General features: G+C 61.8%; 27 protein-coding genes and 4 tRNA genes. 10 read left to right on the top strand and 21 right to left on the bottom strand.

Going from position 1 to position 25,182, the window contains the following annotated elements:
• Window positions 1–106 precede the first annotated feature (106 nt).
• The 8 genes from nusG to ABD919_RS02025 all read right to left on the bottom strand — a co-directional run bounded on the left by nusG (window position 107) and on the right by ABD919_RS02025 (window position 5,667).
• The gene (gene nusG / locus ABD919_RS02060) at window positions 107–673 is read right to left on the bottom strand and encodes a transcription termination/antitermination protein NusG (protein WP_345233315.1); all 567 of its coding nucleotides are present in this window, start codon (window positions 671–673) and stop codon (window positions 107–109) included.
• A gap of 12 nt (window positions 674–685) precedes the next feature.
• A complete protein-coding gene (gene secE, locus ABD919_RS02055) occupies window positions 686–880 on the bottom strand; it encodes a preprotein translocase subunit SecE (protein ID WP_345233313.1) in 195 nt (64 codons plus the stop codon).
• Between the two features lie 65 nt (window positions 881–945).
• Window positions 946–1,016, bottom strand: a tRNA-Trp gene (locus tag ABD919_RS02050).
• Window positions 1,017–1,226: 210 nt separating this feature from the next.
• Window positions 1,227–2,417 carry an elongation factor Tu gene (gene tuf, locus ABD919_RS02045; RefSeq protein WP_345233312.1) on the bottom strand — a complete coding sequence of 397 codons (1,191 nt, stop codon included), beginning with the start codon at window positions 2,415–2,417 and terminating at the stop codon, window positions 1,227–1,229.
• A gap of 162 nt (window positions 2,418–2,579) precedes the next feature.
• Window positions 2,580–2,651, bottom strand: a tRNA-Thr gene (locus ABD919_RS02040).
• A 92-nt stretch (window positions 2,652–2,743) separates the two neighbouring features.
• Window positions 2,744–2,816: transfer RNA gene (locus ABD919_RS02035), tRNA-Gly, on the bottom strand.
• 17 nt (window positions 2,817–2,833) lie between these two features.
• Window positions 2,834–2,913: transfer RNA gene (locus ABD919_RS02030), tRNA-Tyr, on the bottom strand.
• 168 nt (window positions 2,914–3,081) lie between these two features.
• The gene (locus tag ABD919_RS02025; protein WP_345233311.1) at window positions 3,082–5,667 is read right to left on the bottom strand and encodes a M1 family aminopeptidase; all 2,586 of its coding nucleotides are present in this window, start codon (window positions 5,665–5,667) and stop codon (window positions 3,082–3,084) included.
• 96 nt (window positions 5,668–5,763) lie between these two features.
• Here ABD919_RS02025 and ABD919_RS02020 point away from each other — a divergent pair, with 96 nt between their 5' ends.
• The 3 genes from ABD919_RS02020 (at window position 5,764) to frr (ending at window position 7,753) form a co-directional block, all read left to right on the top strand.
• A complete protein-coding gene (locus ABD919_RS02020) occupies window positions 5,764–6,267 on the top strand; it encodes an acyl-CoA carboxylase biotin carboxyl carrier protein subunit (protein WP_345233310.1) in 504 nt (167 codons plus the stop codon).
• 36 nt (window positions 6,268–6,303) lie between these two features.
• Window positions 6,304–7,104, top strand: coding sequence for a UMP kinase (pyrH, locus tag ABD919_RS02015; RefSeq protein WP_345233309.1), 801 nt, complete (start codon window positions 6,304–6,306; stop codon window positions 7,102–7,104).
• An 85-nt stretch (window positions 7,105–7,189) separates the two neighbouring features.
• Complete coding sequence (gene frr / locus ABD919_RS02010; protein ID WP_345233308.1) at window positions 7,190–7,753, top strand: ribosome recycling factor; 564 nt, start codon at window positions 7,190–7,192, stop codon at window positions 7,751–7,753.
• A 110-nt stretch (window positions 7,754–7,863) separates the two neighbouring features.
• Here the strand turns inward: frr and nadD are convergent, their stop codons facing one another.
• From nadD to ABD919_RS01975, 7 genes are all read right to left on the bottom strand, one after another.
• Window positions 7,864–8,433 (bottom strand): nicotinate (nicotinamide) nucleotide adenylyltransferase, encoded by a 570-nt coding sequence (gene nadD / locus ABD919_RS02005; protein ID WP_345233307.1) that lies wholly within the window; start codon window positions 8,431–8,433, stop codon window positions 7,864–7,866.
• 74 nt (window positions 8,434–8,507) lie between these two features.
• Window positions 8,508–9,092: a guanylate kinase gene (gene gmk, locus ABD919_RS02000; RefSeq protein WP_345233306.1), complete on the bottom strand. Its 585-nt coding sequence runs from the start codon at window positions 9,090–9,092 to the stop codon at window positions 8,508–8,510.
• 19 nt (window positions 9,093–9,111) lie between these two features.
• Window positions 9,112–9,411, bottom strand: coding sequence for a hypothetical protein (locus tag ABD919_RS01995; RefSeq protein WP_345233305.1), 300 nt, complete (start codon window positions 9,409–9,411; stop codon window positions 9,112–9,114).
• A 72-nt stretch (window positions 9,412–9,483) separates the two neighbouring features.
• Entirely contained in the window at window positions 9,484–10,128 is a 645-nt protein-coding gene (locus ABD919_RS01990; protein WP_345233304.1) for a sigma-70 family RNA polymerase sigma factor, read from the bottom strand.
• A gap of 94 nt (window positions 10,129–10,222) precedes the next feature.
• Window positions 10,223–11,491: an O-antigen ligase family protein gene (locus tag ABD919_RS01985; RefSeq protein WP_345233303.1), complete on the bottom strand. Its 1,269-nt coding sequence runs from the start codon at window positions 11,489–11,491 to the stop codon at window positions 10,223–10,225.
• A gap of 78 nt (window positions 11,492–11,569) precedes the next feature.
• Entirely contained in the window at window positions 11,570–12,613 is a 1,044-nt protein-coding gene (locus tag ABD919_RS01980; protein WP_345233302.1) for a glycosyltransferase family 9 protein, read from the bottom strand.
• Complete coding sequence (locus ABD919_RS01975) at window positions 12,610–13,449, bottom strand: glycosyltransferase family 2 protein (RefSeq protein ID WP_345233301.1); 840 nt, start codon at window positions 13,447–13,449, stop codon at window positions 12,610–12,612. The genes ABD919_RS01980 and ABD919_RS01975 overlap by 4 nt, the downstream gene beginning before the upstream one ends.
• Window positions 13,450–13,548: 99 nt before the next feature.
• Here ABD919_RS01975 and ABD919_RS01970 point away from each other — a divergent pair, with 99 nt between their 5' ends.
• The 3 genes from ABD919_RS01970 (at window position 13,549) to ABD919_RS01960 (ending at window position 15,670) form a co-directional block, all read left to right on the top strand.
• Window positions 13,549–14,736, top strand: a complete 1,188-nt coding sequence (locus tag ABD919_RS01970) for a hypothetical protein (RefSeq protein ID WP_345233300.1) — start codon at window positions 13,549–13,551, stop codon at window positions 14,734–14,736.
• 86 nt (window positions 14,737–14,822) lie between these two features.
• On the top strand, window positions 14,823–15,053 hold the full coding sequence (locus ABD919_RS01965) for a hypothetical protein (RefSeq protein WP_345233299.1): 231 nt from the start codon (window positions 14,823–14,825) through the stop codon (window positions 15,051–15,053).
• Window positions 15,054–15,160: 107 nt separating this feature from the next.
• The gene (locus ABD919_RS01960) at window positions 15,161–15,670 is read left to right on the top strand and encodes a GNAT family N-acetyltransferase (RefSeq protein WP_345233298.1); all 510 of its coding nucleotides are present in this window, start codon (window positions 15,161–15,163) and stop codon (window positions 15,668–15,670) included.
• A gap of 93 nt (window positions 15,671–15,763) precedes the next feature.
• On the opposite strand, the gene ABD919_RS01955 is transcribed toward ABD919_RS01960, so the two are convergent.
• Together ABD919_RS01955 and ABD919_RS01950 are read right to left on the bottom strand one after the other, a co-directional pair.
• Complete coding sequence (locus tag ABD919_RS01955; protein ID WP_345233297.1) at window positions 15,764–17,899, bottom strand: T9SS type A sorting domain-containing protein; 2,136 nt, start codon at window positions 17,897–17,899, stop codon at window positions 15,764–15,766.
• A 59-nt stretch (window positions 17,900–17,958) separates the two neighbouring features.
• Window positions 17,959–18,846: a LysR family transcriptional regulator gene (locus ABD919_RS01950; RefSeq protein WP_345233296.1), complete on the bottom strand. Its 888-nt coding sequence runs from the start codon at window positions 18,844–18,846 to the stop codon at window positions 17,959–17,961.
• Between the two features lie 427 nt (window positions 18,847–19,273).
• Between ABD919_RS01950 and ABD919_RS01945 the strand changes: the two genes are divergently transcribed.
• On the top strand, window positions 19,274–19,627 hold the full coding sequence (locus ABD919_RS01945) for a hypothetical protein (RefSeq protein ID WP_345233295.1): 354 nt from the start codon (window positions 19,274–19,276) through the stop codon (window positions 19,625–19,627).
• 84 nt (window positions 19,628–19,711) lie between these two features.
• On the opposite strand, the gene ABD919_RS01940 is transcribed toward ABD919_RS01945, so the two are convergent.
• Window positions 19,712–20,695: a glycoside hydrolase family 43 protein gene (locus ABD919_RS01940; protein ID WP_345233294.1), complete on the bottom strand. Its 984-nt coding sequence runs from the start codon at window positions 20,693–20,695 to the stop codon at window positions 19,712–19,714.
• A gap of 26 nt (window positions 20,696–20,721) precedes the next feature.
• Window positions 20,722–20,916, bottom strand: coding sequence for a hypothetical protein (locus tag ABD919_RS01935; RefSeq protein ID WP_345233293.1), 195 nt, complete (start codon window positions 20,914–20,916; stop codon window positions 20,722–20,724).
• 49 nt (window positions 20,917–20,965) lie between these two features.
• On the opposite strand from ABD919_RS01935, the gene ABD919_RS01930 reads away from it, so the two are divergent.
• Entirely contained in the window at window positions 20,966–22,774 is a 1,809-nt protein-coding gene (locus ABD919_RS01930) for a M61 family metallopeptidase (protein ID WP_345233292.1), read from the top strand.
• A 32-nt stretch (window positions 22,775–22,806) separates the two neighbouring features.
• A complete protein-coding gene (locus ABD919_RS01925; protein WP_345233290.1) occupies window positions 22,807–23,007 on the top strand; it encodes a hypothetical protein in 201 nt (66 codons plus the stop codon).
• 115 nt (window positions 23,008–23,122) lie between these two features.
• On the opposite strand, the gene ABD919_RS01920 is transcribed toward ABD919_RS01925, so the two are convergent.
• Window positions 23,123–23,644: a DinB family protein gene (locus ABD919_RS01920; protein ID WP_345233289.1), complete on the bottom strand. Its 522-nt coding sequence runs from the start codon at window positions 23,642–23,644 to the stop codon at window positions 23,123–23,125.
• A 98-nt stretch (window positions 23,645–23,742) separates the two neighbouring features.
• Window positions 23,743–24,705, bottom strand: coding sequence for a helix-turn-helix transcriptional regulator (locus ABD919_RS01915; protein ID WP_345233287.1), 963 nt, complete (start codon window positions 24,703–24,705; stop codon window positions 23,743–23,745).
• Window positions 24,706–24,889: 184 nt separating this feature from the next.
• Here ABD919_RS01915 and ABD919_RS01910 point away from each other — a divergent pair, with 184 nt between their 5' ends.
• Window positions 24,890–25,168, top strand: coding sequence for a hypothetical protein (locus tag ABD919_RS01910; RefSeq protein WP_345233286.1), 279 nt, complete (start codon window positions 24,890–24,892; stop codon window positions 25,166–25,168).
• The last annotated feature ends 14 nt before the right edge of the window (window positions 25,169–25,182 follow it).

Here is a 25,182-nt window from a genome sequence, read left to right as displayed (position 1 = left end):
ACCCGGAGCATTAAGCCGGCATGGTATATTTTAGGTCTTAGGGACTTAGGGCTTAGGTTTTAGTGAGGTTATGCCCATCTAACACCTAAGCCCTAAGACCTAATGACTACACTTCTTTCTCTACCTGGGTGTAGCTGAGCTCTACCGGCTGCGAGCGGCCGAAGATTTTCACCACTACGTTCAGTTTCTTGCGCTCTTCGAACACCTCGTCCACGTTGCCGGAGAAGCCGTTGAAGGGGCCGTCGATAACCTTTACCAGCTCGCCAACCACGTAGGGCTTGTCGAGGGTAGCGGCCGACTCCTGCTCCTGCTCGTCCACGATGCCGAGGATGCGGTTTACTTCGGAGATATGCAGGGGCACGGGCTTATTATTGGCCGCGTCCTTTTTGTCTTTATCCCCGAGGAAGCCAATCACGCCAGGCGTGCTGGTGATGATGTGGTCTACCTCCCCGTGGCCGAGGTCGGCGTGAATAATGATGTAGCCGGGGTAGAGGTTGCGCTCGCGCACGCGCTTCTTGCCGTTGCGCATCTCGAACACCTTTTCCACCGGAATCAATACCTGCGGAACGTGGTCGGTCAGGTTATGACGGCCGAGCTCGGTCTCGAGGTAGTTCTTCGCTTTCTTTTCCTGGCCGCTCACGGAGCGCACCACGTACCATTTCAGTTCGCCCATCTCAGTTACCGATTAGCGAAACGAGTTATAGAATGCCTTGAGCAGCGACTCAAAGCTCACGTCCATCACACCGACCACGATAGCAAACACGAGCGAGCCTACCAACACGAGACCGGCGCTTTTCTGAAGCTCGACGGAAGTGGGCCACGTTACGTTGTAGCGCATTTCCTCGATGGTGGTGCGGAAATAGTTGCTCAGTTTGTCCATTGGATAAAAAACCGGCCCTGGCCGGCAATAACTAAATGGGGCGGAGCCGAAGCCCCTGGAATAAGCACGAGTGGAGAGATTCGAACTCCCATCAAAGGTTTTGGAGACCTCTATTCTACCCTTGAACTACACTCGTAGGGAAACACCCAGGACCACAAATGTGATAATGGGAGTGCAAAGGTAAGGATAACAAGTAGAAAAACAAACACTATCCTATTCAAAAAAAGTAAACCTGCTGTAAATGGAACCCCCTGCTGCGTTACTAAGAAGCTCATCAGCCCCGGGAAACAAAAAACGCCCCCGATTGCTCGGGGGCGTTTTCATGATTCAGCGCTTACGCGGAGAACTAGTCGAGAACTTCGGTTACCTGACCGGCACCTACCGTACGGCCACCTTCGCGGATAGCGAAGCGCAGGCCTTTCTCCATGGCTACTTTGTTGATGAGCTCCACGGTGATGGTGATGTTGTCGCCGGGCATTACCATTTCAACGCCCTCGGGGAGGGAGATGATGCCGGTAACGTCGGTGGTACGCAGGTAGAACTGCGGGCGGTAGTTGTTGAAGAACGGGGTGTGACGGCCACCTTCCTCTTTCGAGAGAACGTAAACCTCAGCCTTGAACTTCTGGTGGGGAGTTACCGAGCCGGGCTTGCAGATAACCATGCCGCGACGGATGGCTTCTTTTTCAATGCCGCGGAGCAGCAGACCTACGTTGTCGCCAGCTTCGCCGCGGTCGAGGATTTTGCGGAACATTTCCACACCGGTTACGGTCGACTTCAGGCCGGGGGCAGCGCCCATGCCGAGGATGTCAACCTGCTCACCCGAGTTGATGATACCGCGCTCGATACGACCGGTAGCAACCGTGCCACGGCCGGTAATCGAGAACACGTCCTCTACGGGCATCAGGAAGGGCAGGTCGGTCAGACGAGCGGGAATCGGAATGAACGAGTCAACGGCGTCCATCAGCTCGTTGATTTTGGGAACCCAGGCAGCGTCGCCGTTCAGGCCGCCCAGAGCCGAGCCCTGGATAACCGGAATGTTGTCGCCGTCGAAGTCGTAGAACGAGAGCAGCTCGCGGATTTCCATTTCCACCAGCTCGAGGAGCTCGGGGTCATCCACCATGTCCACTTTGTTCATGAACACCACCAGCTGGGGTACACCTACCTGACGGGCGAGCAGGATGTGCTCACGGGTCTGGGGCATGGGGCCGTCGGTAGCAGCTACCACGAGGATAGCGCCGTCCATCTGGGCAGCACCCGTTACCATGTTCTTCACGTAGTCAGCGTGACCGGGGCAGTCAACGTGAGCGTAGTGACGGTTCTTGGTGGAGTACTCTACGTGAGCGGTGTTGATGGTGATACCACGCTCTTTTTCTTCGGGAGCATTGTCAATCGAAGAGAAGTCACGCTTTTCGGCCAGACCTTGGTTAGCCAGCACCATGGTGATAGCAGCGGTCAGGGTCGTTTTGCCGTGGTCAACGTGGCCGATGGTGCCGATGTTCACGTGCGGCTTGGACCGGTCGAAATTTTCTTTAGCCATTGTAAAGAGTAAAAAAAGAGGTGGTGAAGTGAATTTAAGGAAAAATCGACCCTACAACAAGAAAGCGAGACCCAGCCCCTGGAATTGGAAAACTGTGCTTCGCTTGCCTGTGAGAACCGCTCCCGGCAGCTGGTTAAAACTACCGGGACTTGTTGTAATCTGAGCCATTTATGGGATTTGAACCCATGACCTCTTCCTTACCAAGGAAGTGCTCTACCACTGAGCTAAAACGGCTTATTTTCAATTAACAATGAGCAGTGAGCAATTATCAATGGACGCTGAACAATATTACTCATTGTTCATTGCCAATTGCTCATTGACATTAGAGCGGGAGACGAGGTTCGAACCCGCGACCTGCAGCTTGGAAGGCTGCCGCTCTACCAACTGAGCTACTCCCGCAGATGGCATCTAAAAAGTGGGGGTAACAGGACTCGAACCTATGAACCCGAAGGAGGTGAGTTACAGTCACCCGCAATTGCCGCTATGCGATACCCCCATTTTGGTGCTTTTCGGCCGATTGCCGGAAAGCTGAGCCCTTACTTTCCTTTCTGCCGGAGCAGTAGTGTTTCGTAAGGAGTCGCAAAATTAGAGCTTTTTACACACAAGGCAAGTAGACACTGAAAAAAAGTCTGTGCTTTTTTTTCAAAACGCGGCTACTTGCCTGCTACATAAGGCTGTAAAATGTACGCAGGCGGTCGTCCTTTTCTTTTTCCTTGATGTCCTGTAGCATGGCTTTGATGTTTGGGTTGGTCGGAACCAGCAGGGCCAGCCCCCGGTAAGCGCCCAGCCGCACGTAATATTTGGGCGAGTTACGGGCGTGCTCCTCGAGCACCTTGATGCCCTTGTCCCGCTCTACGGGCGGAATATTGGTCATCAGACCACCGAACGCCTGAAAGTAAGTATACAGGTCGGCTTCGGCTACATCCGGCAAACGGCGCAGAAACCAGCCATACTGGTCAAGTCCGCCAAACTTGGCGTAGTAGTTGGCAATGGCCATTAACATGATGGCGCTGGGTGTTTCTTCCAGCGCCGCAATCTGCTTGCGGGCATTTACCGTGGCGTTCTTGGTGAGTGCCTCGATACTGGCGGCCGCCACGGTGTAGGAACTGTCGTTGAGTGCCGCCAGAAAGTTAGCACCGTAGTTGTCGTTGGGGAAGCTGGCCAGCGTAATCAGGGCCTGGGCCCGCACCCGGGGATGAGCATCGGCCGTGGCCAGGCGCTGAATCTCCTTCTTCACCGCACCAGTTTCGGGGCCGCGGTAACGGCGCAGGTGGTCGAGGGCAACGCGGCGCACCATCCAAAACTTATCATTGAGGGCGTTGCGCATCATGCCGCTCACGGCCAGCTCCATGGTTTTATTTTGCAGCAAGTCCAGCACCTCCACTTTCTGCTGGTAGCTGCGGGCGTGGTAGAACTGGTGCAGCAGCTCCTCGGTGCTGCGGTCTTCCTCAAACTGAGCCAGCAGCTGGCTTTCGTTGTCGAACTTCACCAGGCTGGGCTTCTGCGCGGCGGGCAGGCTAAACGTCTGGTCGGCTTTGCTGACGGTAATGCGATGCTCCGTTAGCTGGTTGTTAATCCAGACGCCTACCGTGACCGGCAGGCGGTATACGGGCTGAAACAGGGTATCCTGCACCTGCTGCACGCGCAGGGCTACCTGCCCGTTGGCAAAGGAGTGGGAGATGCGCAGCTCCGGATGGCCGCGCTGCATAAACCATTGGTTGAAAAACCACATCAGGTCTTCGCCGGTAACCTCCTCAAACGCCGTGCGCAGCTTGGATATTTCCACCGCCGACTGCTTGTTCTGTACGAGGTAGCGGTTCAGGGCGGCGAAAAAGGCTTCGTCGCCGACGTACTTGCGCAGCATGTGCAGCACGCGGCCGCCCTTCTGGTAGGAGTGCCGGTCGAACATGTCTTCCCGGTTTTGGTAATGGTAGCGAATAAGCGGCTCGCGCTTGCTCTGGGCTTCCTCCAGGTAGATATTCAGCTTGTTATGCTGCACCAGCGCCGCCTCGTCGGCCCCCAGCTTGTACTCGGCCCAGAGCAGCTCGGAGTAGTCAGCAAACGACTCGTTGAGTGGCAGGTTAGCCCAGGACTCACTGGTGACATAGTCGCCAAACCACTGGTGAAACAGCTCGTGCACGATGGTGGACTCCCCGCTGTCGTAACCGGCATCGAGCAGCTCGCGGCGGGTGGCCTGAATGCTGGCCCCGTGCGTGGTAGCGGAGGTGTTCTCCATCGCTCCGCTCACGTAGTCACGCACCGGCACCTGGGCATACTTTTCCCAGGGGAAGTCGACGCCCAGCTTCTTGGAGAAGTACTCCATCATTTCGGGCGTGCGGCCGAAGATGGCGCGGGCGGTGCCGGCATACTTGGGCTCGACGTAGTAATCCACGGACTTGCCGCGCCAGGTGTCGCTTACCACGGCAAAGTCGCCTACTACCATGGTGGCCAAGTAAGGCGCGTGGGGCTGGCTCTGGCGCCAGGTATCGGTGCGGGTACCGTCGGCGTTGGGTTTGGAGGAAACAAGCAGGCCGTTGGACAGCGTTTTAAACTGACTTTCCACCGTCATGCTGATTTCCTGGGTCATGCGCTGGTTGGGCTTATCGATGGTCGGAAACCAGCAGGAGTTGGCCTCGGTCTCGCCCTGCGTCCATATTTGCCGGGGCTTGTTGGGCTCCGTTCCCAGCGGGTTGATAAAGTACAGGCCCTTGTTAGAAGTAATGGCATCGGAGCCCCCAGCCGGCAGCTCGTTGGGCTTGGCTACGTAGGCGATGCGCAGCTGATAGGCTTCGGTGCGGGCATAGGCCCGGTCCAGGTTTATAGTCAGCTGCTTTTTGTCGTAGGCATACGTCAGCGTTTTGGGCTTCTTTTCGCCCAGCAGTTCCACCTTCTGAATGTCGAAGCCTTTGGCATCGAGCACAACCTGCGACTGCGGGTAGAAATGAGGGCGTAGGGTGAGAACGGCAGTACCCAGCAGGTGCTGGCTCTTGTAGTCGAACCGAACGTCGAGCTTGGTATCGACCACATCGGTAAGGATGGTAGCCGCCGGCTGGTATGGCGCGTTCTGCGGAAGCCAGGAAGGCACGACAATGCCCTCGACGGGAGTCGCGGGAGCTTCGGGCGCAGGAGCCTTTTTTGCAGGAGCAGGCTTGGCGACCTGCTTGCCCGGAATAGGACGCGCAGGCTGAGCCACAGCGGGAAGGTGTAGCAATAAGAGCAGGCCAGCCAGGCCCGCAACCGTATACTTCATGCGGATAGTAACAGTCGAAAAACGCCTCAATTTCTGAATTAATTTGAGATTTGGGCTACCTTTAACCCCTCTCCCGCCCTATCCTGCCTGCTTCAAATGCTTCAAATCAGCACCGGTCCCAATCAACTCTGGGAAGTTGACTATCGCGACGCCGACACCATCATGCTCAATAACCAGCCTTTTACCTGGGATGTTGCAGAGCTAAGCCCGGGTCGCTTTCATATTCTACACGAAGGTCGCTCATACAACGCAGAAATCGTTTCAGCGGATTTTGGCAGCAAGAATATTGTTTTAAAACTGAATGGCCAACGCGTGGAGCTGCAAGCCAAGGACCGGTTCGACCTACTGCTCGAGCGTATGGGCCTGAGCAATGCCAATGCGGCGAAAGTAAACGAATTAAAGGCCCCCATGCCTGGTCTTATCGTAGATGTGCGGGTGCAGCCCGGCCAGGCCGTGCAGAAAGGCGACCCGCTGCTGGTGCTGGAAGCTATGAAGATGGAGAACATCCTCAAGGCCCCGGCCGATGGCACGGTGGCAAGCATCAAGGTAAATTTGCGCGATAACGTGCAGAAAGGCCAGGTGCTGGTGCAGTTCTCTTAATTCCTATTGTCTCCTACTGATTTCACTTCCCCGCTTTTGAATTACCAACGAATCCTTCTCAAGCTCAGCGGCGAGGCGCTGATGGGCCAGCAGCAGTATGGCATCGATGCCGAGCGCCTGATGCAGTACGCTTCCGAAATCAAGGCCGTAGCGGCCTCGGGCGTGCAGGTAGCCGTCGTGATTGGCGGCGGCAACATCTACCGGGGCGTGCAGGCCGAAGCTTTTGGCCTCGACCGCGTACAAGGCGACTACATGGGCATGCTGGCCACGGTTATCAATTCCATGGCCCTGCAGAGCGCCCTGGAAAAGCTGGACGTAAGCACCCGCCTGCTCTCGGGTCTCACCATTCAGCGGGTGTGCGAGCCTTACATCCGCCGGCGGGCCGTACGGCACCTGGAAAAGGGCCGCGTGGTGATTTTTGGGGCCGGCATTGGCTCGCCCTACTTCACTACCGACTCGGCCGCCTCGCTGCGCGCCATCGAGATTGAAGCCGACGTGGTGCTGAAAGGCACCCGGGTGGACGGCATCTACACCGCCGACCCGGAAAAAGACCCCACGGCGACGCGCTACACCGAAATCACCTTCGACGAGGTGCTGGAAAAGAACCTGAACGTAATGGACATGACGGCCTTCACCCTGTGCAAGGAAAACAACCTGCCCATTATTGTATTCGACATGAATACCGCCGGCAACCTGGCCCGCCTGCTCGACGGCGAGCCCATGGGCACGCTGGTGAGCATGGGCGACAAACAAGTGAAGAAAGCCCGCAAACCCTTGCTCGACCCGAAAGCCACGCTGCTACAGCCCCTGGTAGGCAACCAGCCGGAGCAGGCGTAAATTTTAGTTGTCAGTTGTTAGTTTGCACTGATAATGGCTAATTACTGACAACGGACAACTTGCAACTGACAACTCTTAAAGAAAAATGGACGAAGAAATTCAGTTTTACCTGGCCGATGCCGAGGAATCGATGAGCAAGGCGGTGGCCCACGTGGGCGTGGAAATGAGCCGCATTCGGGCGGGCAAAGCCTCGCCGGCCATGCTCGACGGCCTGCGCGTAGACTACTACGGCACTCCCACCCCCGTAAGCCAGGTAGCCAACATCTCCACTCCTGACCCTCGCTCGCTGCACATCAAGCCCTGGGAGAAAAACATGGTGGGCGAGATTGCCAAGGCCATCAAAAACAGCGACCTGGGCCTGAACCCGGTGAGCGACGCCGATGGCATCCGCCTCAACATTCCGGCCATGACCGAGGAGCGCCGCCGCGAGCTGGTGAAGCAAGCCAAAAATGAATCGGAAGCCGGCAAGGTCCGGGTTCGCGCCATCCGCAAGGATGTGAACGAAGCCCTGCGCAAGCTGCTGAAGGAAGGCGCTTCGGAAGATGCGATTAAAGTGGCCGAAGACAAGGTGCAAAAGACCACCGACACTTACATTGCCGAAGTAGAGAAGCTGCTTGGCAAGAAGGAATCGGAGATTATGACCATCTGAGGTCTGCTTATCCATGAAGAAGCCCGGCGATGCATCGTCGGGCTTTTTTTGTGGTTGCTGTTTCCCGCAGTGTTCCGCAGTGGAAAAGCGCAGTGGTTGGCAGCGTTGTTCTAGCGGGCCTTTGTGAGGTGCTCTTCTACTGTCGGGGGTACCAGGTAGCGAATGGACTGGCCGGCCTGCAGGCTGGCGCGGATGTAGGTGGCGGAGATGTCCAGTAGCGGGGCCTGCACTACCCGCACGCGGGGGAAAGTGGCCAGGTCAGGTAACTCGGTACCGGGGCGGGGGTAGACGTAGATGTCTGTTTCCGCGAGCAGACGGCCGGCCTCCTTCCAACGGGGCAGGCCGGGCAGGTTGTCGCCGCCCATGAGCAGGACGAAGTCGTGGCCGGGGTGGCGCACACGCAGCGCGTCGAGCGTGGCGATGGTGTAGCTGGGGCGCGGCAGGTCGAACTCAATGGGTTCGGCGCGCAGGCGGGGATTGCCGGCAATGGCCAGCTCGACCAGCTGCAGGCGCTCAGCCTCGGGCAGCAGGTCGTGGCCTACTTTGAATGGGCTCTGGGGGGAAATAACCAGCCAGACCTCACTGATGTCGGTGCGGGTGGCGAAGTGCTCGGCCAGCACAAGGTGCCCCGTGTGAATGGGGTTGAAAGAGCCGAAAAGCAGGCCGATGCGGGAAGACATGTTGCTGGTTTCTCGTTGCTTGTTTCTGGTTGTTGCTCTGGAACCAGAAACAAGGAACCAGCAACAAGAAACCGTTAAACGATGGCCGGCTCGGCGTGGATGAAGTTGCGCACCAGGCGCTCGGCTTGGTCGGTAGCTTCGTCGAGGTTGTCGTTGACTACCGTTACATCGAACCGGTCTTCAAAGGCCAGCTCGAAGTTGGCTTTGTAGATGCGGGAGGAGATGCTGGACTGGGAGTCGGTGGCGCGGGCCTGCAGGCGCTGCTCCAGCACTTCGATGGAAGGCGGGCGCACGAAGATGGCCAGGGCGCGGTCTTTGTAAAACTCCTTGATGCTCAGGCCACCTTTCACGTCCACATCCAGGATGGCATGCTTACCGCCTTCCCAAATGCGCTCGATTTCCGACTTGAGCGTGCCGTAGAAAGCACCCTCGTATACTTCTTCCCACTCCACGAACTCGTCGTGGCGGATTTTATCCTGAAAATCCTGAACGGAGATGAAGTAATAGTCCTTGCCGTTCACCTCGGTGCGGCCGCGGCGGTCGCGGGTGCAGGCCGAAATCGAGAAGCTCAACTCGGGCAGCCGCTGCATGAGGCGGTGAACGATGGTGGTCTTGCCGGCGCCGGAGGGTGCCGAAAACACGATGATTTTGCCTTGCATCGCGCAAAGCTAGCCGGTTTTAAGCCATTTCGGCACTCACGCGAGCCATAATAGACTCGTGCAGCTTGGCGGGAATGGGCTTACGGGCCACGCGCTCATTCAGAAAGCTGATGAAGACACGCTGCTTATCAATGCTATCGAAGCAGGGCGAGCAGTCGGTGGCGTGGTCGTAGAGGTAGTCTTCGTCCTCGGCCGTCACGGGCTGGCCTTCGATGAGTTGGTCAAGTACAGTGTTCACTCGTTCGCAGTCGGGGCCGTTATCCGGCGTAGCAGCAACGGGGGCCGACGTATTGGTGGAAGGCGTAGCGGTAGGATTCATATTTTCCAAGATTGAAACAAGTGAGGGTCAGGAGAAAAGCGTTGAGGAATTAAAGTGGCGTTGCTGCTGGACTTAATTATTTTCGTCGTCGGTTAGTTCCGCATCGGCGCTGTTTTCATCATTGCCATAGCCCATGGACTGGGCATATCTCTCCAGTTTGTCCTTGAGAAAGTTGCGGGCGCGGTGCAGGCGGGAGCGCACGGTACCGATTGGAATATCAAGCACTTTGGCCATTTCCTCGTAGGTAAACCCTTCAAGGTCGCAGAGGATGATGACGGTACGGAAGTCTACCGGCAAAGAATTCAGGGCGCTGGCTACCTCGTCGCCGATTAAGTCGCGGGCCGACTGCTGGCGCATGTCGGACGAGGAAGCGCCTACTTCGCCTTCCGACTCCACGTCGTCGGGGTTGTAGTAGCCTTCAATCTCGCTGTAGTCGACCTTGGCCGGCTGCTTGCTTTTTTTCCGGAAGTCGTTGATAAACGAGTTCTTCAGGATGCGGAAAAGCCAGGCTTTGGCGTTGGTGCCGGGCTCGAAGTACTCGAAAAAGCGGTAGGCCTTGAGGTAGGTCTCCTGCACGAGGTCGTTGGCATCATCCTCGTCGAGGGTGAGGCGGTAGGCAAAATTGTAGAGCGGGTCGAGCACGGGCATGAGCTCGGCCTGAAAGCGCCGGTCCTTTTCCTCTTTGCTTAATTTTACCCGTTCGGAAGTGTCGCTCATAAGGTGGATGGATAGGACGGGATGGGGGAAAGTAGCAACTGTATACCCCGCAACCTACGAAGCAAGGGACGGAGTAGATATACTACAGCCCGTCTTAAACTGTTTTTTCGGCTTCGGGGTTGGCCTGCGCCCGTGCCCGGCGCTCGGCGGCCACCACAATGAAGCCGTAAGAAAACACAAATAAGTTGAAGCCCAGCTGCATTTCCAATAGGGAATCGACCAGGGTGGCGGCCGCCTGCACGGCCAGCAGCTGCACCACAAACAGGTTGCGGCGCAGGGCGGGGTGCGTCAGGGGCCCCAGCAGCACCCACAGCCAGAGCAGCAGCCCCACGAGGCCGCTGCTGACGAGGAAGTGCAGGTACTGGTTGTGAATCATGACGCGGTTTTCTTTCAGCAGGCCAAAGCTGTGCTGGTCGTACTGGCGCATCATTTCCAGCTCGGTATCAGCTGGGGCCACGCCCAGCACGGGATTTTCCCGGATGATGTTGCCGGCATTGCTCCAGGCGGCCATGCGCCGGGCAATGGAAAACCGGTTGATGTCTTGGCCCTGGGCAAACTGCTGATAGTCGTAAACGGTAGCGGTCCAGCGCCGCTGCACCGATTCCAGGGTGTTGTAGGCAATAATGGGGAAGAGCACGGCGCAGGCCAGCATAATGAAAGCCAGCCGGGGCCGGCGCAGCAGCAGAATGCCGGCATTCACCAGCACGGCCGCGTAGAGGGCGAGAATGCCGGTGCGGTAGGCCAGAATGTGCAGGGCCAGGGCGGAAACGATGGCGCTGCCCAGCAGGGCGTAGCGCCACCACCTGGGCTGCTCGGTCGGGCGGGCCAGCAGCACGCCCCAGCAGGCTGCCAGGGCCAGCATGATGCCGAAGTGAATGTGAAACACGCCCAGCGCGGAGGGAATGTTCTGGTTCATGCTCACCAGCTTGTTCACGTACTCGCGGTTAAGCAAGTACTTCACCACCGTGGCCGCCGCCACCGCCGCCGCTACCAGCACGTAGCAGCGCCCCACCCAGCGCCGCTGCTCGCCGCTGAGCGGCACGGCCAGCGCAAACACCAGCGGGATACCAAGCCAGGGCAGCTGCCGGAACAGCTGGTGCCGCCACTCAGCGAGGTTTTCGGTGTAGAATACACTCAGCAGCAAAAGCAGATACACAGCAGCCAGCGCCCACACGGCCCGGATGCGCAGGGCCTGGCGCAGGGCAGGCCGCCAGCCGGGATTGGTAAAGGCAGCCACCACCCCCAGCACGGGGCTAAGCGACACCAGAGCCCGGGAGGCAAACAGCCCGATGGCCCCTGCCAGACAGGCAATAAACAGCAGCAGCTGAGATAAGCGGCCGGAACGGTATAAGTCAGTTAGCAATGAGCAATGAACAGTTAGCAGTTAACAATGAGCAGTGAACAGTGAGCAGGTGGCAGTGCGCCTTTAATCTGAGCTAAGCTACGAAGGGAGCATGGGCAAAGGCTGCCAGGCCAGCACCTGGGCGGCCACGGTAAGCGGGGCAATGGCTCGGATGCAGGCGCAGGTAGCGGGCTCGTCGCGGCAGTCCTCGCAGCCGGGCTTGTCGAATACCGTGAAGGCGGCATGCTCGCCCAGGGGGCCCCAGCGGCCGGGGTGCATGGGCCGGATGGGCGGGTACAAGCCCAGGGCGTGGCGGCCCAGCGCGGCAGCCAGGTGCAGGGGCCCGGTGCTGCCGGCCACCAGCCCATCGGCCGCGGCGATGAAAGCCAGGAACTGCGGCAGGGCCAGCTGCCCGGTGAGGTCGGCCGTGATGAAGAAGCTGTGGGCGGCCAGCCAGGGCGCCAGCTCCTCCCCCTCGGCGGCGGTACCGGTGATGAAGACGCGGTGCCCGGCCTCGTGCAGGAGCTGGGCCAGCTGGCCGAAGTTGGCCAGGCCCCACTCGCGGGCGCTGCCGCGGCTGCGCGGGTGCAGGATGACGTTGAGCTGCCCATGCTGGCGGGCCTGCAGGAGCTGCTGCCATTGTGGGGCCAAGGTCTCGGGGGCCTGCAGCTTTACCAGTGGCGCTATTTCCAGCAGGGGCAGCTCCCCGGCGTGCCCCAGGGGCTGCAGCAGGCTGAGGTTGAGCTGGGCCTCGTGCAGGGGCGAGTGGCGGCGGCTAAGCTTGACGAGGCGGTTGCAGGTAAGCCAGTGAATCCAGCGGTTGCGGGTGCCGATGCGCACCGGGATTTTGGCTTTCTGGGCCAGGCGAGCCAGGGCTTTCCGGGGGAAAACGTGGATAATAGCCGTTGCTTCTTCCCGGCGCAGGCGCTGCACCTGCTCGGCTTCGGGCAGCTGCTGCAGCTCGTCGAAGTTGATGAAGCCATCCACCCAGGGGCAGGCGGCGGCAATAGGCGCGGTATAGGTGCGGCCGATGAGCACCACCCGGCAGCCGGGAAACAGCTGCTTCAGCCGCCCGCACACGGGCAGGGTGAGCACAACGTCGCCAATGGCGTCGGTGCGGGAGACGAGGTAGGTCTGGCTCATGGGGCAGTGGTGCTGGGCCCCGCCCCCCGGCCCCCTCCCCTGCGGGGGGGGGGGAGGCGGCTGGGGGTTGACAACACGTCGGGGTCGGTTTTCAGCTTGGCGAACTTCAGGAATACGCCCAGGGCGGAGATGGTGGCGATGCTGAGGCCGGCGAAGCCGTCGAGAAAGCCCAGGCGGAAGAAGTAGCCGTGCACGAACTTCCACCAGGGCTTGAGCAGCAGGTGGAAGAGCGTAACCCGGGTGTTGCCCTTCAGGGCCTGCTCCTGGGCCGTGATGGTGGTGAACTTGTTGAGCTGGGCCACGTGCTGGGCAATGGAGTGGTAGCTGTAGTGCAGGGCATCGCCGGCCAGCTGCCCGGTGCTGAGGCCGGCCTCCACTTCATACCGCTCGTGCAGCAGCAGGCCGGTCCAGCGGCCCTGGCGCCGGTCGTAGAGGCGCAGCTTGCGGTCGGGGTACCAGCCGCCGTGGCGCACCCAGTGCCCGCAGTAGTTGGTGAGCCGCGCCAGGGAGTAGGCCGCGTGCTCCCAGTGGGCCTTCGCCCGGCGGATGGACTGGCGCAGCTCCTCGGTCAGCACCTCGTCGGCGTCGAGCTGCAGTACGTGGTCGTACTGGGCCTGGGCGGTGGCGAAGTTCTTCTGCTCGACGTAGCCAGCGAAGGCGTTTTGCACCACGCGGGCCCCGTGCCGCTCGCAGATGGCCACGGTGCGGTCGGTAGAAAAAGAGTCGACTACCAGCACCTCGTCGGCCACGTCGCCCAGCGCCTCCAGGCAGCGGGCGATGTTGGCTTCTTCGTTGAAGGTGATGATGACGACAGACAGGGGCAGCAAGCGGCACATGCCGGCTAAGGACCGGGCCGGGCAAAGGTAAGGCCGCCGGGAGGCTCCATTCGGCCCCATATTTACCGGGCGCTTCGGCCAGCCCACTCTTTTCTGCTTATGCCCCTGGTTTTACCACCTTCGCCCACTTTCGCTACTGCCAAAGGCTGGCGCATCTTCCTCTATGTGCTGCTGCCGCCCATGGCCGCCATTTTTCTTGCTATGCCGCTTCTGGCGCAGAACGCCAAGGAGCCCAGCCTGGGACTGACGGCCTTCATGGCCGTGCTGGGTATTGGCATGGGTGGCTTTTTCATCTATGGCTTGCTGGAAACGGTAAGATGGCGGCTTATCCTGGGCCCGGAGCAGCTAAGTCAGGTAGGTGCTTTCAAAACCAAAACCCTGGCCTGGGATGAAGTAAAAGGTTACCGCATCACGCAGCAATACACCTTTGTCGTACCCAAGGACAAGCGGAAGAGCACGCTCAAGATTGGCTACACCACGGAGCGCTACGTCGAGCTGCAGTCCTGGCTGGCCCGGCATTTTCCCAACGCGGATGTTCTGGAGCAGGAGGCCGCCGAAAAGGAGGCGCTGGCCGACCACGCCCTGGGCAACAGCACCGAGGAAAGAAGCGAGCAGCTGGCCCGGGCGGCCGGCACCGCCAAGCTGCTCAACATTGCCGGCGGCCTCAGCGCTGCCTGGCTGATTTTCTTTCCGCGCCCTTACGAATGGGCGGTTATCTGCGCCCTGGCGGTGCCGCTGCTCGCGGCGGCCGCACTGTGGCGGCATCAGGGGGCGCTGCGCCTGAATGAAACCACCAATAGCCCCTACCCTTCTGTATTGCTAGCCGTGCTCCTGCCCAGCCTGGCCCTGAGCATCCGGGGCTTGTTCGACTTCGAGATAGTAGCCTATCAGCAGCTCTGGCCGGTGGTGGGCCGGGCGGCAGTAAGCATGGCCCTGCTGCTGGGACTGGGCACCCGCGAGTGGCTGTTTCGCCGGCAAACGGCCTTTGCGGCTTCGCTCACACTGGTTTTTATGGCCGCCCTCTACGGCTATGGCGCCAGCACCTGCATCAACGCGGCGTTTGATGGGCAGCGGGGCCGGGTCTTCCACACCCAGGTACTGGCCAAGCATTCTTCCTCCGGCAAAACCACTACGTACTACCTCACCGTGCAGCCCTGGGGCCCTTTCCCGGAAGTGGCCGACATACAGGTAGCCCAGGAGCAGTACCAGCTGATGCGCCCCGGCAGCGTAGTCGATATTCGCCTGCGGCCCGGCCGGCTGGGGGTGCCCTGGTATGCGGTAGAATAGCCCCGGCTACCTCACCACGCTCCAACTTTCGTAACGCTAAGCCGCCCGCCTTGCGTAACTTGCACCGCCAATCGATTCCCCTTCACATGAAACAGAAGTTCCTCTCCGGCCTGCTGGCCCTTGCCCTGCTCTCGTTCACGCTGCCCTCCTGCGGCCCGTCGGTAAAAGAGGGCGACGATGACATTGTTACCACCGAGCTGCCCCCGCTGCCTGCTGCCCCCGACACCACCGGCGGCAAGGCCATGCCCGCGCAGTACCGGGAGCTGAACGCCGTGAACGCCACGGAAGACATCAAGAAGATGCAGCCGCAGATGTAATCTTTACAATGAACAGTTAACAGTGAGCAATGAGCAATGCCTACCGGGCACGCTCATTGCTCTTTTTTTGCCTGAAATTCCCCTCACACTTCATTGCTCATTGTTCATTGCTCACTGATAATTGCATCCTGCGCCGCGGCGTGGAAGCCGACCTGCCCCAGGTGCTGGGCCTGATTAAGGAGCTGGCCGAGTACGAGCGGGCTCCCGAGGCCGTCACGAATACCCTGGAGGCCATGCGGCGCGACGGATTTGGCCCGGTGCCCATATTCGGCTTTTTCGTGCTGGAGCGCGGCGCCGACATCATCGGGCTGGCCTTGTTCTACACGGCTTACTCCACCTGGAAAGGGCGCATGCTCTACCTCGAAGACCTGGTGGTGACGGAAAGCGCCCGGCGCGGCGGCTACGGCAAGCTGCTGTTCGACGCTGTGGTGGCCGAGGCCCGCGCCACCGGCGCCCAGCGCATGAAGTGGCAGGTGCTGGACTGGAACGAGCCGGCCATCGGGTTTTACAAGAAGCTGGGCGCCAACATCGAGAATGAGTGGCTTAATGGCAACCTCGACGCGGGGCAGCTGGCGGCTTACGCGGTATCTGCGCAAGCTGAGGAAAGAGGAAGTTAAAAACCATGCTTGTTGGCTTTTAGCTGCTATTACGCAGCAACCCTGAGAAATTGCATTAAGGCTGCCGATAAAACGCAACTCCTGTGACGGCCGCTAGAGCCGCACAAACTTGCGGCTGCCTCCCTGGCCCTGCTCATCGCGCCAGCGCAGCACATACATACCGGGGCTTAGCCCCGTCACATTCAGGCTAAGCACGTTGAGGCCCTGGCGGGCCGAGGTCTGGGTGCGGCGCTGCAGGCGGCCCAGCGCGTCGTACATGAGGAACAGCACGGCACCACTGGCCGGGGCCGGATACTGCAGGTAAAGCCGCTCGCCCTGCACGGGGTTGGGGAAAATAGCGAAGTCGGGCGACTCTCCTTCGCTGGTGACGGGGGTGGCCTCGGTGTAGTCGAAAGAGCCATCGGGCCGCTGCAGGCGCAGGCGGTAGAAGTGCAGGCCCTCGCGCAGCTGCTGGTCTACGTACTGGTACTGCCCGCTGCCCTGGCCAGCCCCGGGCGTGGCCACGGTTTGCCAGGCCGTGGTATCAACGCCATTGGTGCGCTGCACGGCAAAGCCGCTCAGGAAGCATTCGTCGCGGGTAGCCCAGCTCAGCACGATGCCCGTGCCGCCCGCAAACCGCGCGCTAAAGCGAATAAGCGGGGCCGGGAGCATGGCGGCACCGCCGCAGCCCAGCTGCCGAAAGCTACGCTCGCGCAGCACCCGGCGCCCGCCAGCAATGTCGCTGGCCGGGTCGAGGCTGCGGGTGTTGCGCCCGGGCTGCACGGCGTAGTGCATCACGGCGCCGAGCTGGATAAGGTGTGACAGCTGCTGGGCGTGGCCCAGCTCGTGCAGGGCTACGGTTTCGAAGTCAATCTGCCGCAGGGCCCCAATGGCCAGGGCGGGGCCAAACTGGAAGTTGGCGGCGTCGTCGAACTGCATGTCGATTTCCTTCACGTAGAACACTACCTGCCGGTTGGCGTCGTAGCAGCCGCTGTAGTAGCTGGTGGTGCGGCCCAGCACCTGGGCCGGCAGGGCGTCGCTGGCGTTGTCGAAAGCCACCACGTTCTGGCCATCGTCGGCAATGGCGTTGCTGGCGATGCTACTGCCCACGCGCCAGTTCATGCCCGTCTGGCAGCGCCAGGTGTTGAGGGCCCGGCGCCAGGCCGCGCCGGGGGCCGGCTGGGCCCGGAAGTTGGCGCTGAACCGGAAGCTGATGCCGCCGCTGTCGTTGCTGGCTACGTGGTTGGGCCGGGCCAGCAGGTTGCCCTCGGTGCTTTCCACGTTGGTGAGGGCGTAGATAATGGAAATTGTGCCTGGGCTTTCAGTTTGCAGCTGGCCGCCGGTGGTGAGGCGCACCCGTCCGCTGCCGGCGGGCTTACGCCCCTCCCCGGCCGAAGGCACGCGCACCTGAACGCGGGTAGGCGTCCAACTCACATAGTCGCTCTCCCGGGCCTTCACCCAGGTAGCTCCGCCGTCGTCGGCGTTTTTGAACTCAACAAAGCCCGAGCCGCGGGAGGCCCCGAAGTCGTTGCCCACGATGGTGAGCACGGCATCGACCCCGGCCGGCAGCTGCGCGGGCTGCAGGTCGCTGATGCTGGGGGCCTTGGTGCGCAGGCTGCCCTGCGGGGCCTGCAAAAGTGCCTGGGCGGCCCGCAGCGCGGGGTTGGGCTGCAGCACGCGGCGGGGCTGGCCGGTCAGCTGGGCAAGCTCCTGGTAGAAAGCGGCCCCGATGCTGGGGTAGGTGCGGAAAGGCTCCCGCGCCGTGTTGTCGGCCAGGCTGTACCCGATAAAGCCCTGCTCGCTGCCGAAGGGAGTCCAGAGCCGGCCGCTTTCGGCGGGCAGGCCGGGCCAGGGGGCGGGGCTGAGGAAGAACACGCCTTGCTGCCCCGGCTCCAGGTGCAGGGTGTTGGTGAGGGTTTGCTGCGTCAGCCCCAGGCGGCCGCCTTCGGTGATGAGCACCAGGCCGGCCGTATCGGCCACGCTGCCTTTCAGCAGGCTGAACACCCGCAGGCGGTGGCGGGTGTAGAGGCGGCGGTGGCCGGCGTCCCAGAAGCTCTGGGCATCGCGCACTTCCGCTTCGAGGATTAAGCCGGCCTGCTGCACGCGCAGGGCCGGGTCCAGGGGCAGCAGCAGGCAGTGCAGGTCGGGGGCGGCCGGCTGGGCCCGGGCAGTAAAAGCAGTGCTCAGGGCAGCCACCAGGGCCAGCAAGGGGGCGGCCTGACGCAGCCGGGCGTAAAAAGACACTATCATAGGCAGCAAAAAAGCAGAACGTGCCTAAGATACGGGAAGCCCCACATTTGGGCTAAGGCTCAGACCAGCATTTCCTGGCGCAGCGAATTCAGGAAGCAGTCGAAGTACAGCGGGTAGTCCTGGTGCTTGAGGCGGGCGGCGTAGTACTGAATAAACAGGCCCTCGGGACCTACGCGCACGCTGCGCAGCTTGCCCGCGCTGAGGTAGGGCTTGGCGGCCCAGCTGGCCATCACCTTCACGCCCATACCCGCCTTCACCAGCTCCAGCGAGGCCTCGGTGAGGGGCACCACGCTTACGCCGCCAGGCTCCACGCCGGCCGGGGCCAGCAGGCGCTGGTTGAGAATAACGCTGCTGAGCGGCAGGGAGTAAATGATGAGGGTTTCGCTGGCAAAGTCCTCGGCCGTGACAAAGGGCCGGTTTTCCCAGCAGTGCCCGGCCGGCACCAGGGCCCGCAGCTCGTCGCTGAACAGCTCGATGTACTCGATGTTGGGGTCGGGCACGGGGTCGTTGGTGATGACGACGTCGACGTTGCCGCTGCGCAGACGCGGCAGCGGGTTGCTGGTGGCCTCGAAGTCGATGCGCAGCTGCACGTGGGGAAAGTCGCGGGCGAAGGTTTTCATCAGGCCCGGCAGCCAGTGGTAGCTGGTGTAGCACTCGGTGCTGAGGCGCAGCACGCCTGTTTCGCCGCCTATCAACTCCTTTATTTCGGCGTGGGTGCGGTTCCAGCGGCTGAGGATGTCGTGGGCCGCGTCCAGCACCTTCTCCCCCACGGGCGTGAGCACCATCTTCTTGTTTATGCGGTAGAAGATGGGGGCGCCCAGCTGCATCTCGGCTTCTTTGAGCTGGTGGCTGAGGGCGCTGGGCGTGAGGTGCAGCTTGTCGATGGCGCGGGCAATACTGCCTTCTTCCACGATGGCGCGCACCAGGCGCAGATGACGGATTTCCATAAGCGGGAGCAGGTTTTAGGCGAAAGGCAATGCGACAATGGGCAAAGCCGCCGCTACCCCGGTAAAGCTGCGGCCGCGCGTCCAGACGCAAAAATATTGCCCGGGGCTGCAGCAGCCAGGCGCAATTTCTTCAGGAAGTAGCTGAAAAAAATTCAGCTTCCTTTTTGTGGGGCTGCAGGCAACGGTGCGGCCAGCAAAAGCGCCTAACAGCCCAACTACCGCTGGTTGAATTTCCTTCAGCCAGATGATGAAATAAACTCGCTTTTCTGGTGTGGCAGGGCCCGCCACCTTTGCGCCATCCCAATGCCACACCCCATGAAGCAGTACCTGCCCCACGCCCCACCTGCCGCCCGCGCCGCCCGCCGGGCCGCCCACTCTCCGCAACCACCCCTCTCTTTTTCCTCACTCCTATTTTTTCTGTAACCTCATGCGTACTTCCCTTCTTCTCCTCCTTGCTGCCCTGAGCCTGAGCACTGCAGCCACTGCCCAGACCACCCTCCTCGCTGCCCACACCAGCACCACCCTCAGCGCCCCCGACCCGGGCACCAAGCCCGAAGCCCGCAGCCTTATCACCCAGGTGGTAGAGGCCGAGCTGCAAACCCCCGCCCTGCAAAAAAGCCGCGCCAAGCTGGTGTATGTCGACATCAAAGGCGATGCGGCCACGGCCCGCGTGGAGCAGGCGCGTCCGCTGCCCGTTCGCAGCTACTACTACCACCTGCGCCTGCAGGACGGCCAGTGGGTTATCACCGGCCGTGACAACTCGCCGCAGGTGAAGCTGTAATGCCGGGAGCGCCCGGGCTGCAGCTCAAAAAATGTATGAATCCACCCCATACAAAGCCCTGGCCCTGGCCGGGGCTTTGTTGGTTTACTGGCCCTGGGGCGCGGGCTGGGGCTGCCAGGAAGGCCCGCCGCCCCGCACCCGGGGCCAGCCCTCTACATACTCCAGCTTATCGAGCAGCAGCACCCGGCGCGAGTACCCTTCGGAGTCGTCGATGGCATCGAAGGTGGGCTGCCGGGGGCTGATGGCGTGGTAGGCAATCCAGTCGTCGCCGGCCGCGTCGGTTATCACGCAGTTGTGGCCGGGGGCGCGCCAGTGGGCATTTTCCTCGAGCAGGGTAGCGTAGGGATTTTGCGTGTAGGCCGCCAGGGTTTCGAAGGGCCCGGTGGCGTGGCGGCTGCGGGCCACCAGCACGGCGTAGTGGGCCTGGGCCCCGCAGCAGTTGTCGCCCGAGAAAAACAGGTAGTACCAGCCGTCGCGGTAGCGCACCCAGGCCGCTTCCACCAGGCGGTGGTAGTCGCGGGTATCGTCGGTGGAGCTGGGATGTACCAGGGCCTGGGGCACCGTGCCCGGCTGAAACGACAGCCGGTCTTCGGCCAGCTCCTGCACCCAGATGGGGCCAAAGCCCGAGCCCCAGTACAGCAGACGCTGCCCGGTGGCGGGGTCGTCGAAAGCCATGGGGTCGATGCAGGTGAAGCCCGGCCCGTTGAGCAGGGGCTGCCCGATGTCGGTGAAGGGGCCGGCGGGGCTGTCGGCCACGGCAGCGGCCAGGCTCAGGCGGTCGGCACCATCGGGGCGGGCCGAGTAGTACATGTAGAAGCGGCCCGCGTGCTCGCTCACGTGCGGAGCCCATATTTTCTGGCTGTGCCGGGCCCATTGCGGCTTTTCGGGCAGGCAGTCGCCCAAATATTCCCAGCGAACAAGGTCCTGGGAGCGGGCCACCTGCATGTTGATGATGATGCCGCTGCGCTTGGTCTGGGTGCCGTAGGCGTAGTACCAGCCATCGGTGCAGCGCAGCAGGGCCGGGTCGGGGAAGTTGTCGTCCCAGATGGGATTGGTGTAGGTAGGCATCGGCAGCGGGGGTATAGGCGTCTTGGTTAAAGTAGCTTGCGAAACCCAGTGAATACGCGCAGCAGCAGCCAGGGTGTTGTCGGTGCTGCTGCACCGAGCCGGCTGCGGGCCCAGCCTGGGCGCCAGGGGCAGCCGGCCAGGGCCGTGGGCCGGAGAATAGCTACGGCCCCGTACTTGTGCAAGGAAGAGCCCGGCACGCAACGCCCGCCAGCTTTAAGCATCTGTTAGCCCTGAATTCATTTCCCATTACTTACCTCATCCATTTTAAGAATGCCTGCCTTTTTACGACCTGCCGCCCTGGCTTTTCTGCTGGCCGGTGCCCTGCCTGCCCTGGCGCAGTCGGCTGCCGAGCTTACCTACACCATCAGCATGGACCCGGCGGCCAACTCCAACGAGTTTCAGGTGAAGCTGGAGCTGCCCAAGCTGGGCAAGGAGCAGGCCATCTACCAGTTTGCGGCCACCGCGCCAGGCACCTACCAGGTGATGGACATGGGCCGCTTCGTGCGCAAGTTTGAGGCCTTTGATGCCAAAGGCAAGGCCCTGCCCAGCAAGCAGGTTTCCACCAACCAGTGGCAGCTGGAAAGCCCGGACAAGACCCGCGAAATCCGCTACACCATTGCCGAAACCTGGGACACGCCGGTGCAGGAGCACCAGATTTACCACATGTGCGGCTCCTCGCTGGAGGCCGACCACGCCCTGCTGAACGGGCAAACCCTGCTGGGCTACCCCCAGGGCTGGCAGGCGCGCCCCCTGCGCATGAAGCTGAATTACCCGAAAGCCTGGAAAGCCGGCTCGGCGCTGGTGCCCGATGCCCAGGGGTACTACCACGCCAAAAACTACGACCACGCCGTGGACTCGCCCATTCTGCTCGGCCGCCTCACCGAGGCCAGCACCAAGCTGGGCGATGCCGACGTGGCCTTGTACTGCTACTCCAAAACCGACCTGGTGAAGGCCGAGCCCCTGCTCAACCACATGCAGAAGATGCTCGGGGCGGCCCAGGCCTTCCTGGGCGGGCAGCTGCCGGTGAAGCGCTACGCCTTTCTCTACCACTTCGAAGACGAAGAGCACGGCGCCTGGGAGCATTCCTACAGCTCGGAATACACGCTGGAAGAGCGGCCCCTCACGCCGGAGTCGGCCCAGGCCATTACCGACATGGCCGCGCACGAGTTCTTCCACATCGTGACGCCGCTCAACATTCACTCCGAGATTATTCAGCAGTTCAACTTCGTGAACCCCACCGGCTCGCAGCACCTGTGGCTGTACGAGGGCGTGACGGAGTGGGCGGCGCACACCATGCAGCTGCGCAGCGGCCTCATCAGCCTCGACGAGTACCTCAACACCCTGCATAGCAAGGAAAGCTTCGAGCGCACCCGCACCGACACCACCTACAGCCTCACCCGCCTGGGGCTGAACTCCTTTGCTGACGAGGGCCAGGCGCAGTACATGAACATCTACCAGCGCGGCGCCCTCACGGCTACCCTGCTCGACCTGCGCCTGCTGCAGCTCTCCGGCGGCAAGCGCGGCCTGCGGGAGGTGCTGCTGGAGCTCACCCGGCTCTACGGCCCCGACAAGCCCTTCAGCGAGCAGAACTTCTTTGAGGAGTTTACCCGCATGACTTACCCGGAAATCGGCGACTTCTTCCAGCGCTACGTGAAAAATGCCGAGCCCCTGCCCCTGCAGGAATACTTTGCCAGCGTAGGCATCAACTACAGCCGGACCCGGGCCACGGGCAAGCAGGAAGCACGACTGGGCATGGGCTTCGGCCCCCGTGAGGGCAAGGTGGTAATTACGCAGCTGGCGCCCGAGGTGCGGGCCTGCGGCCTGGCCGAAGGCGACGAGCTTCTGGCCTACCAGGGCATCAGCCTGGGGCCGGCCACCATGGGCGACATCATGAAGAAAATCCAAGCCAGCAGCGCCGGCCAAGCCTATGAGCTCACCATCCGCCGCGGCGGCAAGGAGCAGAAAGTAGCCTGCAAGCTGCAGGGACGCCCCGAAGTAAAGCGCTTTCACTTCGAAGCCGACCCCACGGCCACGCCGGCCCAGCTGGCTCTGCGTCAGGTGTGGCTGAAGAATCTGTAGGTTTGCATCATCTTCCTTAACACTTTACGCCCATGCTGCTTGCCATTCTGCTCCCCGGTTTATCAATGATGCTGCACGGCCACATTCTGCGCGGCCTGCTCTGCTTTTTCCTGCAGTTTACCCTGATTGGCTGGCTGCCGGCGGCTATCTGGGGCGTGGCCTCCCGCAACCAGGACCTGGCCGAGCGCCGGCACCGGGAAACCCTGGAAGTACTGAGGGCCCGCGGACGCTAGGCCCTCCCCTGACGCTTCCGGCCAGCCGGACAGGCATAGCCCGAATTACAAGCACTAAATGAGACAAGCCCCGGCGCTAAGCAGCCGGGGCTTGTCTCATTTAGTAGAACCCGCTTCAGGCAGCAGGCTCATCGGCCGAGGGGCCGTAGATGCTGGGCACGGGCACGTCGAGCAGGCGTAGGTAGAGGCTGAGCTGACCGCGGTGGTGCACGCAGTGGCTGATGAGGTGGCGCACAATCTGGGTGCGGGGCTGCTGCAGAATGATGTAGTCGCCGTGGCGCAGGGTCCAGGCTTGCTCAAACGCCTCGGCACTGGCTTCCTCCAGGGCGGCCTGCGAGTCGGCGCCGCCGGCATCGAAGCGGCGCAGCAGCTCGGCAGAGGTAGCAGGCAGCTCGGCATGGTCGGCGGCGTAGTTAGCCAGGTCGTACTCCGCGGTGCGCAGGGTGCTGGCGATGTTGGCCAGCAGGTCGGCCACGTGCGAGGACAGCTTGCCCAGGGTCATGGACTTGGGGTGGGGCTGCCAGCCGAAGTAAGCTTCGGGGGCGCGCTCCAGCACGCGGCGGGTGAGGTGCAGCTCGTGGGCGAGCTCGGGCAGGAAAGCCTGCGCCTGGGGCGCGGGGGCAAGGGCAGTCAGCATGGCTGGTGTGGGGTTTGGTGGATGATGACGCAAACCTCGCGGCCGGGTATGACAGCCCTGTGTCAGCAGTGCGATGCCCGGCAAAACTTTTTTGCTTTCTATGTGGGCTGGCAAAAATGCTCGTAGGCTTCGCGGGCTTTTTCGCGCAGCGCCGCTTCCAGCGCAGGCGGACTTACGGGGCTAACAAGCGGCCCGAACAGCAGCAGCCAGCGGGCCAGGGAGTCGAGGCAGCCCGTCAGGAAAGCCATTTCCGTGCTGCCATCGGGCAGCACCCGCTCCTGCGTCCAGCCAAAGTAGTGCTTGTTTTCCTGGGCCTGCGCCAGCCCTTGCGGGGCAAAGCGCACCACCGCGGCGTAGGCCTGACGCCGCTCGGCCTGCTCGGCCCAGTAGCTCTGCAGCGTTTCGGGGCGGGGCGCAAACTGCTCGGTGCCTACCTGCAGGCCGGCAATGCGGTCGAGGCGGAAGTCGCGGAACTCCTGCCGCAGGCGGCAGTAAGCCACCACGTGCCAGTACTGCCCGAAGTACACGGCAATGGGCTCTACCTCGCGCCGCGTAGCTGCTCCGTGGTGGCCCGCGCGGTAGTCCAGCGCTACGACCCGGCAGCCGGCAATGCTGGCCAGCAGCTGCTGGTGGATATTGGGGTCGGGCAGGGCTGTGCTGGCAGTCCGCGCCCGGCCCGGCAGCACGGTAATGCGCGGGCCCAGGGCTTCGAGGTAGTCGCGGTCGGGGCGGCGCAGCACGGCCCGCAGCTTGTCCATGGCCGCGGTGCTAAGGCGGGCCGTGCCGGCGTCGGTCAGGCGGGCAGCCAGCTGCTCGGCCAGGAGCAGGGCCGTGGCTTCTTCGCGGGTAAACATCACCGGGGGCAGGCGGTAGCCCTCGGCCAGGGAGTAGCCCACGCCGGCTTCGCCGCACAGGGGCACGCCGGCTTCTTCCAGGGTGCGCAGGTCGCGGTACACGGTACGCAGGCTCACGCCGTAGCGCTCGGCCAGCTCCTGCCCTTTTACCACCCGTCGGGCTTGCAGCTGCACAAGAATGGCCGTGATGCGGTCGAAGCGGTTCATGCCTCAAATTACCGCAATTTCCCGGCTGGTGCAGCTGTTGAAAGAAGTTAAGAGTGAAGAGTTAAAAGTTAAAACCTGTTCCGGTTCTCAACTTTTAACTCTTCACTTTTAACTTAATCTACCGTCCTGGCATTCGCATAAGCGCTGGCTACGGCGCAAAACCGGGCCGCTACGTAAACAGCCGGTGCCTGCTTCCACTCTACTTCTGCGTGTTCAAGCCACCTGGCCTTTGCCCGGCCTGGGCCTGCTGGCGCTGCCTGATGCCCCTGCCCGCCGGCTGGCCGGCTACGACCTGCACACCGGCCTGTCTATAGAAGCGGTGCTACCCGAGGGAACACGGCACGCGGGCTCGGCCACTGTGGAGGAGATAACCCGACAGGCCCAGACCCAGCGAGGGCTGCTGCTGGACCTGGGCGCGCTAGCCCACCTGCCGGCCGGCACCGAAATCTGGCTACTGGAATAAGCTGCCAGGGGCTG

The sequence above is a fragment of the Hymenobacter saemangeumensis genome (assembly GCF_039541835.1).
In the GTDB taxonomy this organism is placed as follows: Bacteria; Bacteroidota; Bacteroidia; order Cytophagales; family Hymenobacteraceae; genus Hymenobacter; species Hymenobacter saemangeumensis.
The sequence above is the reverse complement of the archived record's forward strand: the minus strand, read 5'-3'. Positions and strand labels throughout refer to the sequence as shown.

Bases quoted from the DNA above. Each gene is read 5' to 3' on its own strand.
- nusG (WP_345233315.1), bottom strand. From the start codon at position 673: ATGGGCGAACTGAAATGGTACGTGGTGCGCTCCGTGAGCGGCCAGGAA.
- secE (WP_345233313.1), bottom strand. From the start codon at position 880: ATGGACAAACTGAGCAACTATTTCCGCACCACCATCGAGGAAATGCGC.
- tuf (WP_345233312.1), bottom strand. From the start codon at position 2,417: ATGGCTAAAGAAAATTTCGACCGGTCCAAGCCGCACGTGAACATCGGC.
- ABD919_RS02025 (WP_345233311.1), bottom strand. From the start codon at position 5,667: ATGAAGTATACGGTTGCGGGCCTGGCTGGCCTGCTCTTATTGCTACAC.
- ABD919_RS02020 (WP_345233310.1), top strand. From the start codon at position 5,764: ATGCTTCAAATCAGCACCGGTCCCAATCAACTCTGGGAAGTTGACTAT.
- frr (WP_345233308.1), top strand. From the start codon at position 7,190: ATGGACGAAGAAATTCAGTTTTACCTGGCCGATGCCGAGGAATCGATG.
- nadD (WP_345233307.1), bottom strand. From the start codon at position 8,433: ATGTCTTCCCGCATCGGCCTGCTTTTCGGCTCTTTCAACCCCATTCAC.
- gmk (WP_345233306.1), bottom strand. From the start codon at position 9,092: ATGCAAGGCAAAATCATCGTGTTTTCGGCACCCTCCGGCGCCGGCAAG.
- ABD919_RS01995 (WP_345233305.1), bottom strand. From the start codon at position 9,411: ATGAATCCTACCGCTACGCCTTCCACCAATACGTCGGCCCCCGTTGCT.
- ABD919_RS01990 (WP_345233304.1), bottom strand. From the start codon at position 10,128: ATGAGCGACACTTCCGAACGGGTAAAATTAAGCAAAGAGGAAAAGGAC.
- ABD919_RS01980 (WP_345233302.1), bottom strand. From the start codon at position 12,613: ATGAGCCAGACCTACCTCGTCTCCCGCACCGACGCCATTGGCGACGTT.
- ABD919_RS01975 (WP_345233301.1), bottom strand. From the start codon at position 13,449: ATGTGCCGCTTGCTGCCCCTGTCTGTCGTCATCATCACCTTCAACGAA.
- ABD919_RS01970 (WP_345233300.1), top strand. From the start codon at position 13,549: ATGCCCCTGGTTTTACCACCTTCGCCCACTTTCGCTACTGCCAAAGGC.
- ABD919_RS01965 (WP_345233299.1), top strand. From the start codon at position 14,823: ATGAAACAGAAGTTCCTCTCCGGCCTGCTGGCCCTTGCCCTGCTCTCG.
- ABD919_RS01955 (WP_345233297.1), bottom strand. From the start codon at position 17,899: ATGATAGTGTCTTTTTACGCCCGGCTGCGTCAGGCCGCCCCCTTGCTG.
- ABD919_RS01950 (WP_345233296.1), bottom strand. From the start codon at position 18,846: ATGGAAATCCGTCATCTGCGCCTGGTGCGCGCCATCGTGGAAGAAGGC.
- ABD919_RS01945 (WP_345233295.1), top strand. From the start codon at position 19,274: ATGCGTACTTCCCTTCTTCTCCTCCTTGCTGCCCTGAGCCTGAGCACT.
- ABD919_RS01940 (WP_345233294.1), bottom strand. From the start codon at position 20,695: ATGCCTACCTACACCAATCCCATCTGGGACGACAACTTCCCCGACCCG.
- ABD919_RS01935 (WP_345233293.1), bottom strand. From the start codon at position 20,916: ATGCTTAAAGCTGGCGGGCGTTGCGTGCCGGGCTCTTCCTTGCACAAG.
- ABD919_RS01930 (WP_345233292.1), top strand. From the start codon at position 20,966: ATGCCTGCCTTTTTACGACCTGCCGCCCTGGCTTTTCTGCTGGCCGGT.
- ABD919_RS01925 (WP_345233290.1), top strand. From the start codon at position 22,807: ATGCTGCTTGCCATTCTGCTCCCCGGTTTATCAATGATGCTGCACGGC.
- ABD919_RS01920 (WP_345233289.1), bottom strand. From the start codon at position 23,644: ATGCTGACTGCCCTTGCCCCCGCGCCCCAGGCGCAGGCTTTCCTGCCC.
- ABD919_RS01915 (WP_345233287.1), bottom strand. From the start codon at position 24,705: ATGAACCGCTTCGACCGCATCACGGCCATTCTTGTGCAGCTGCAAGCC.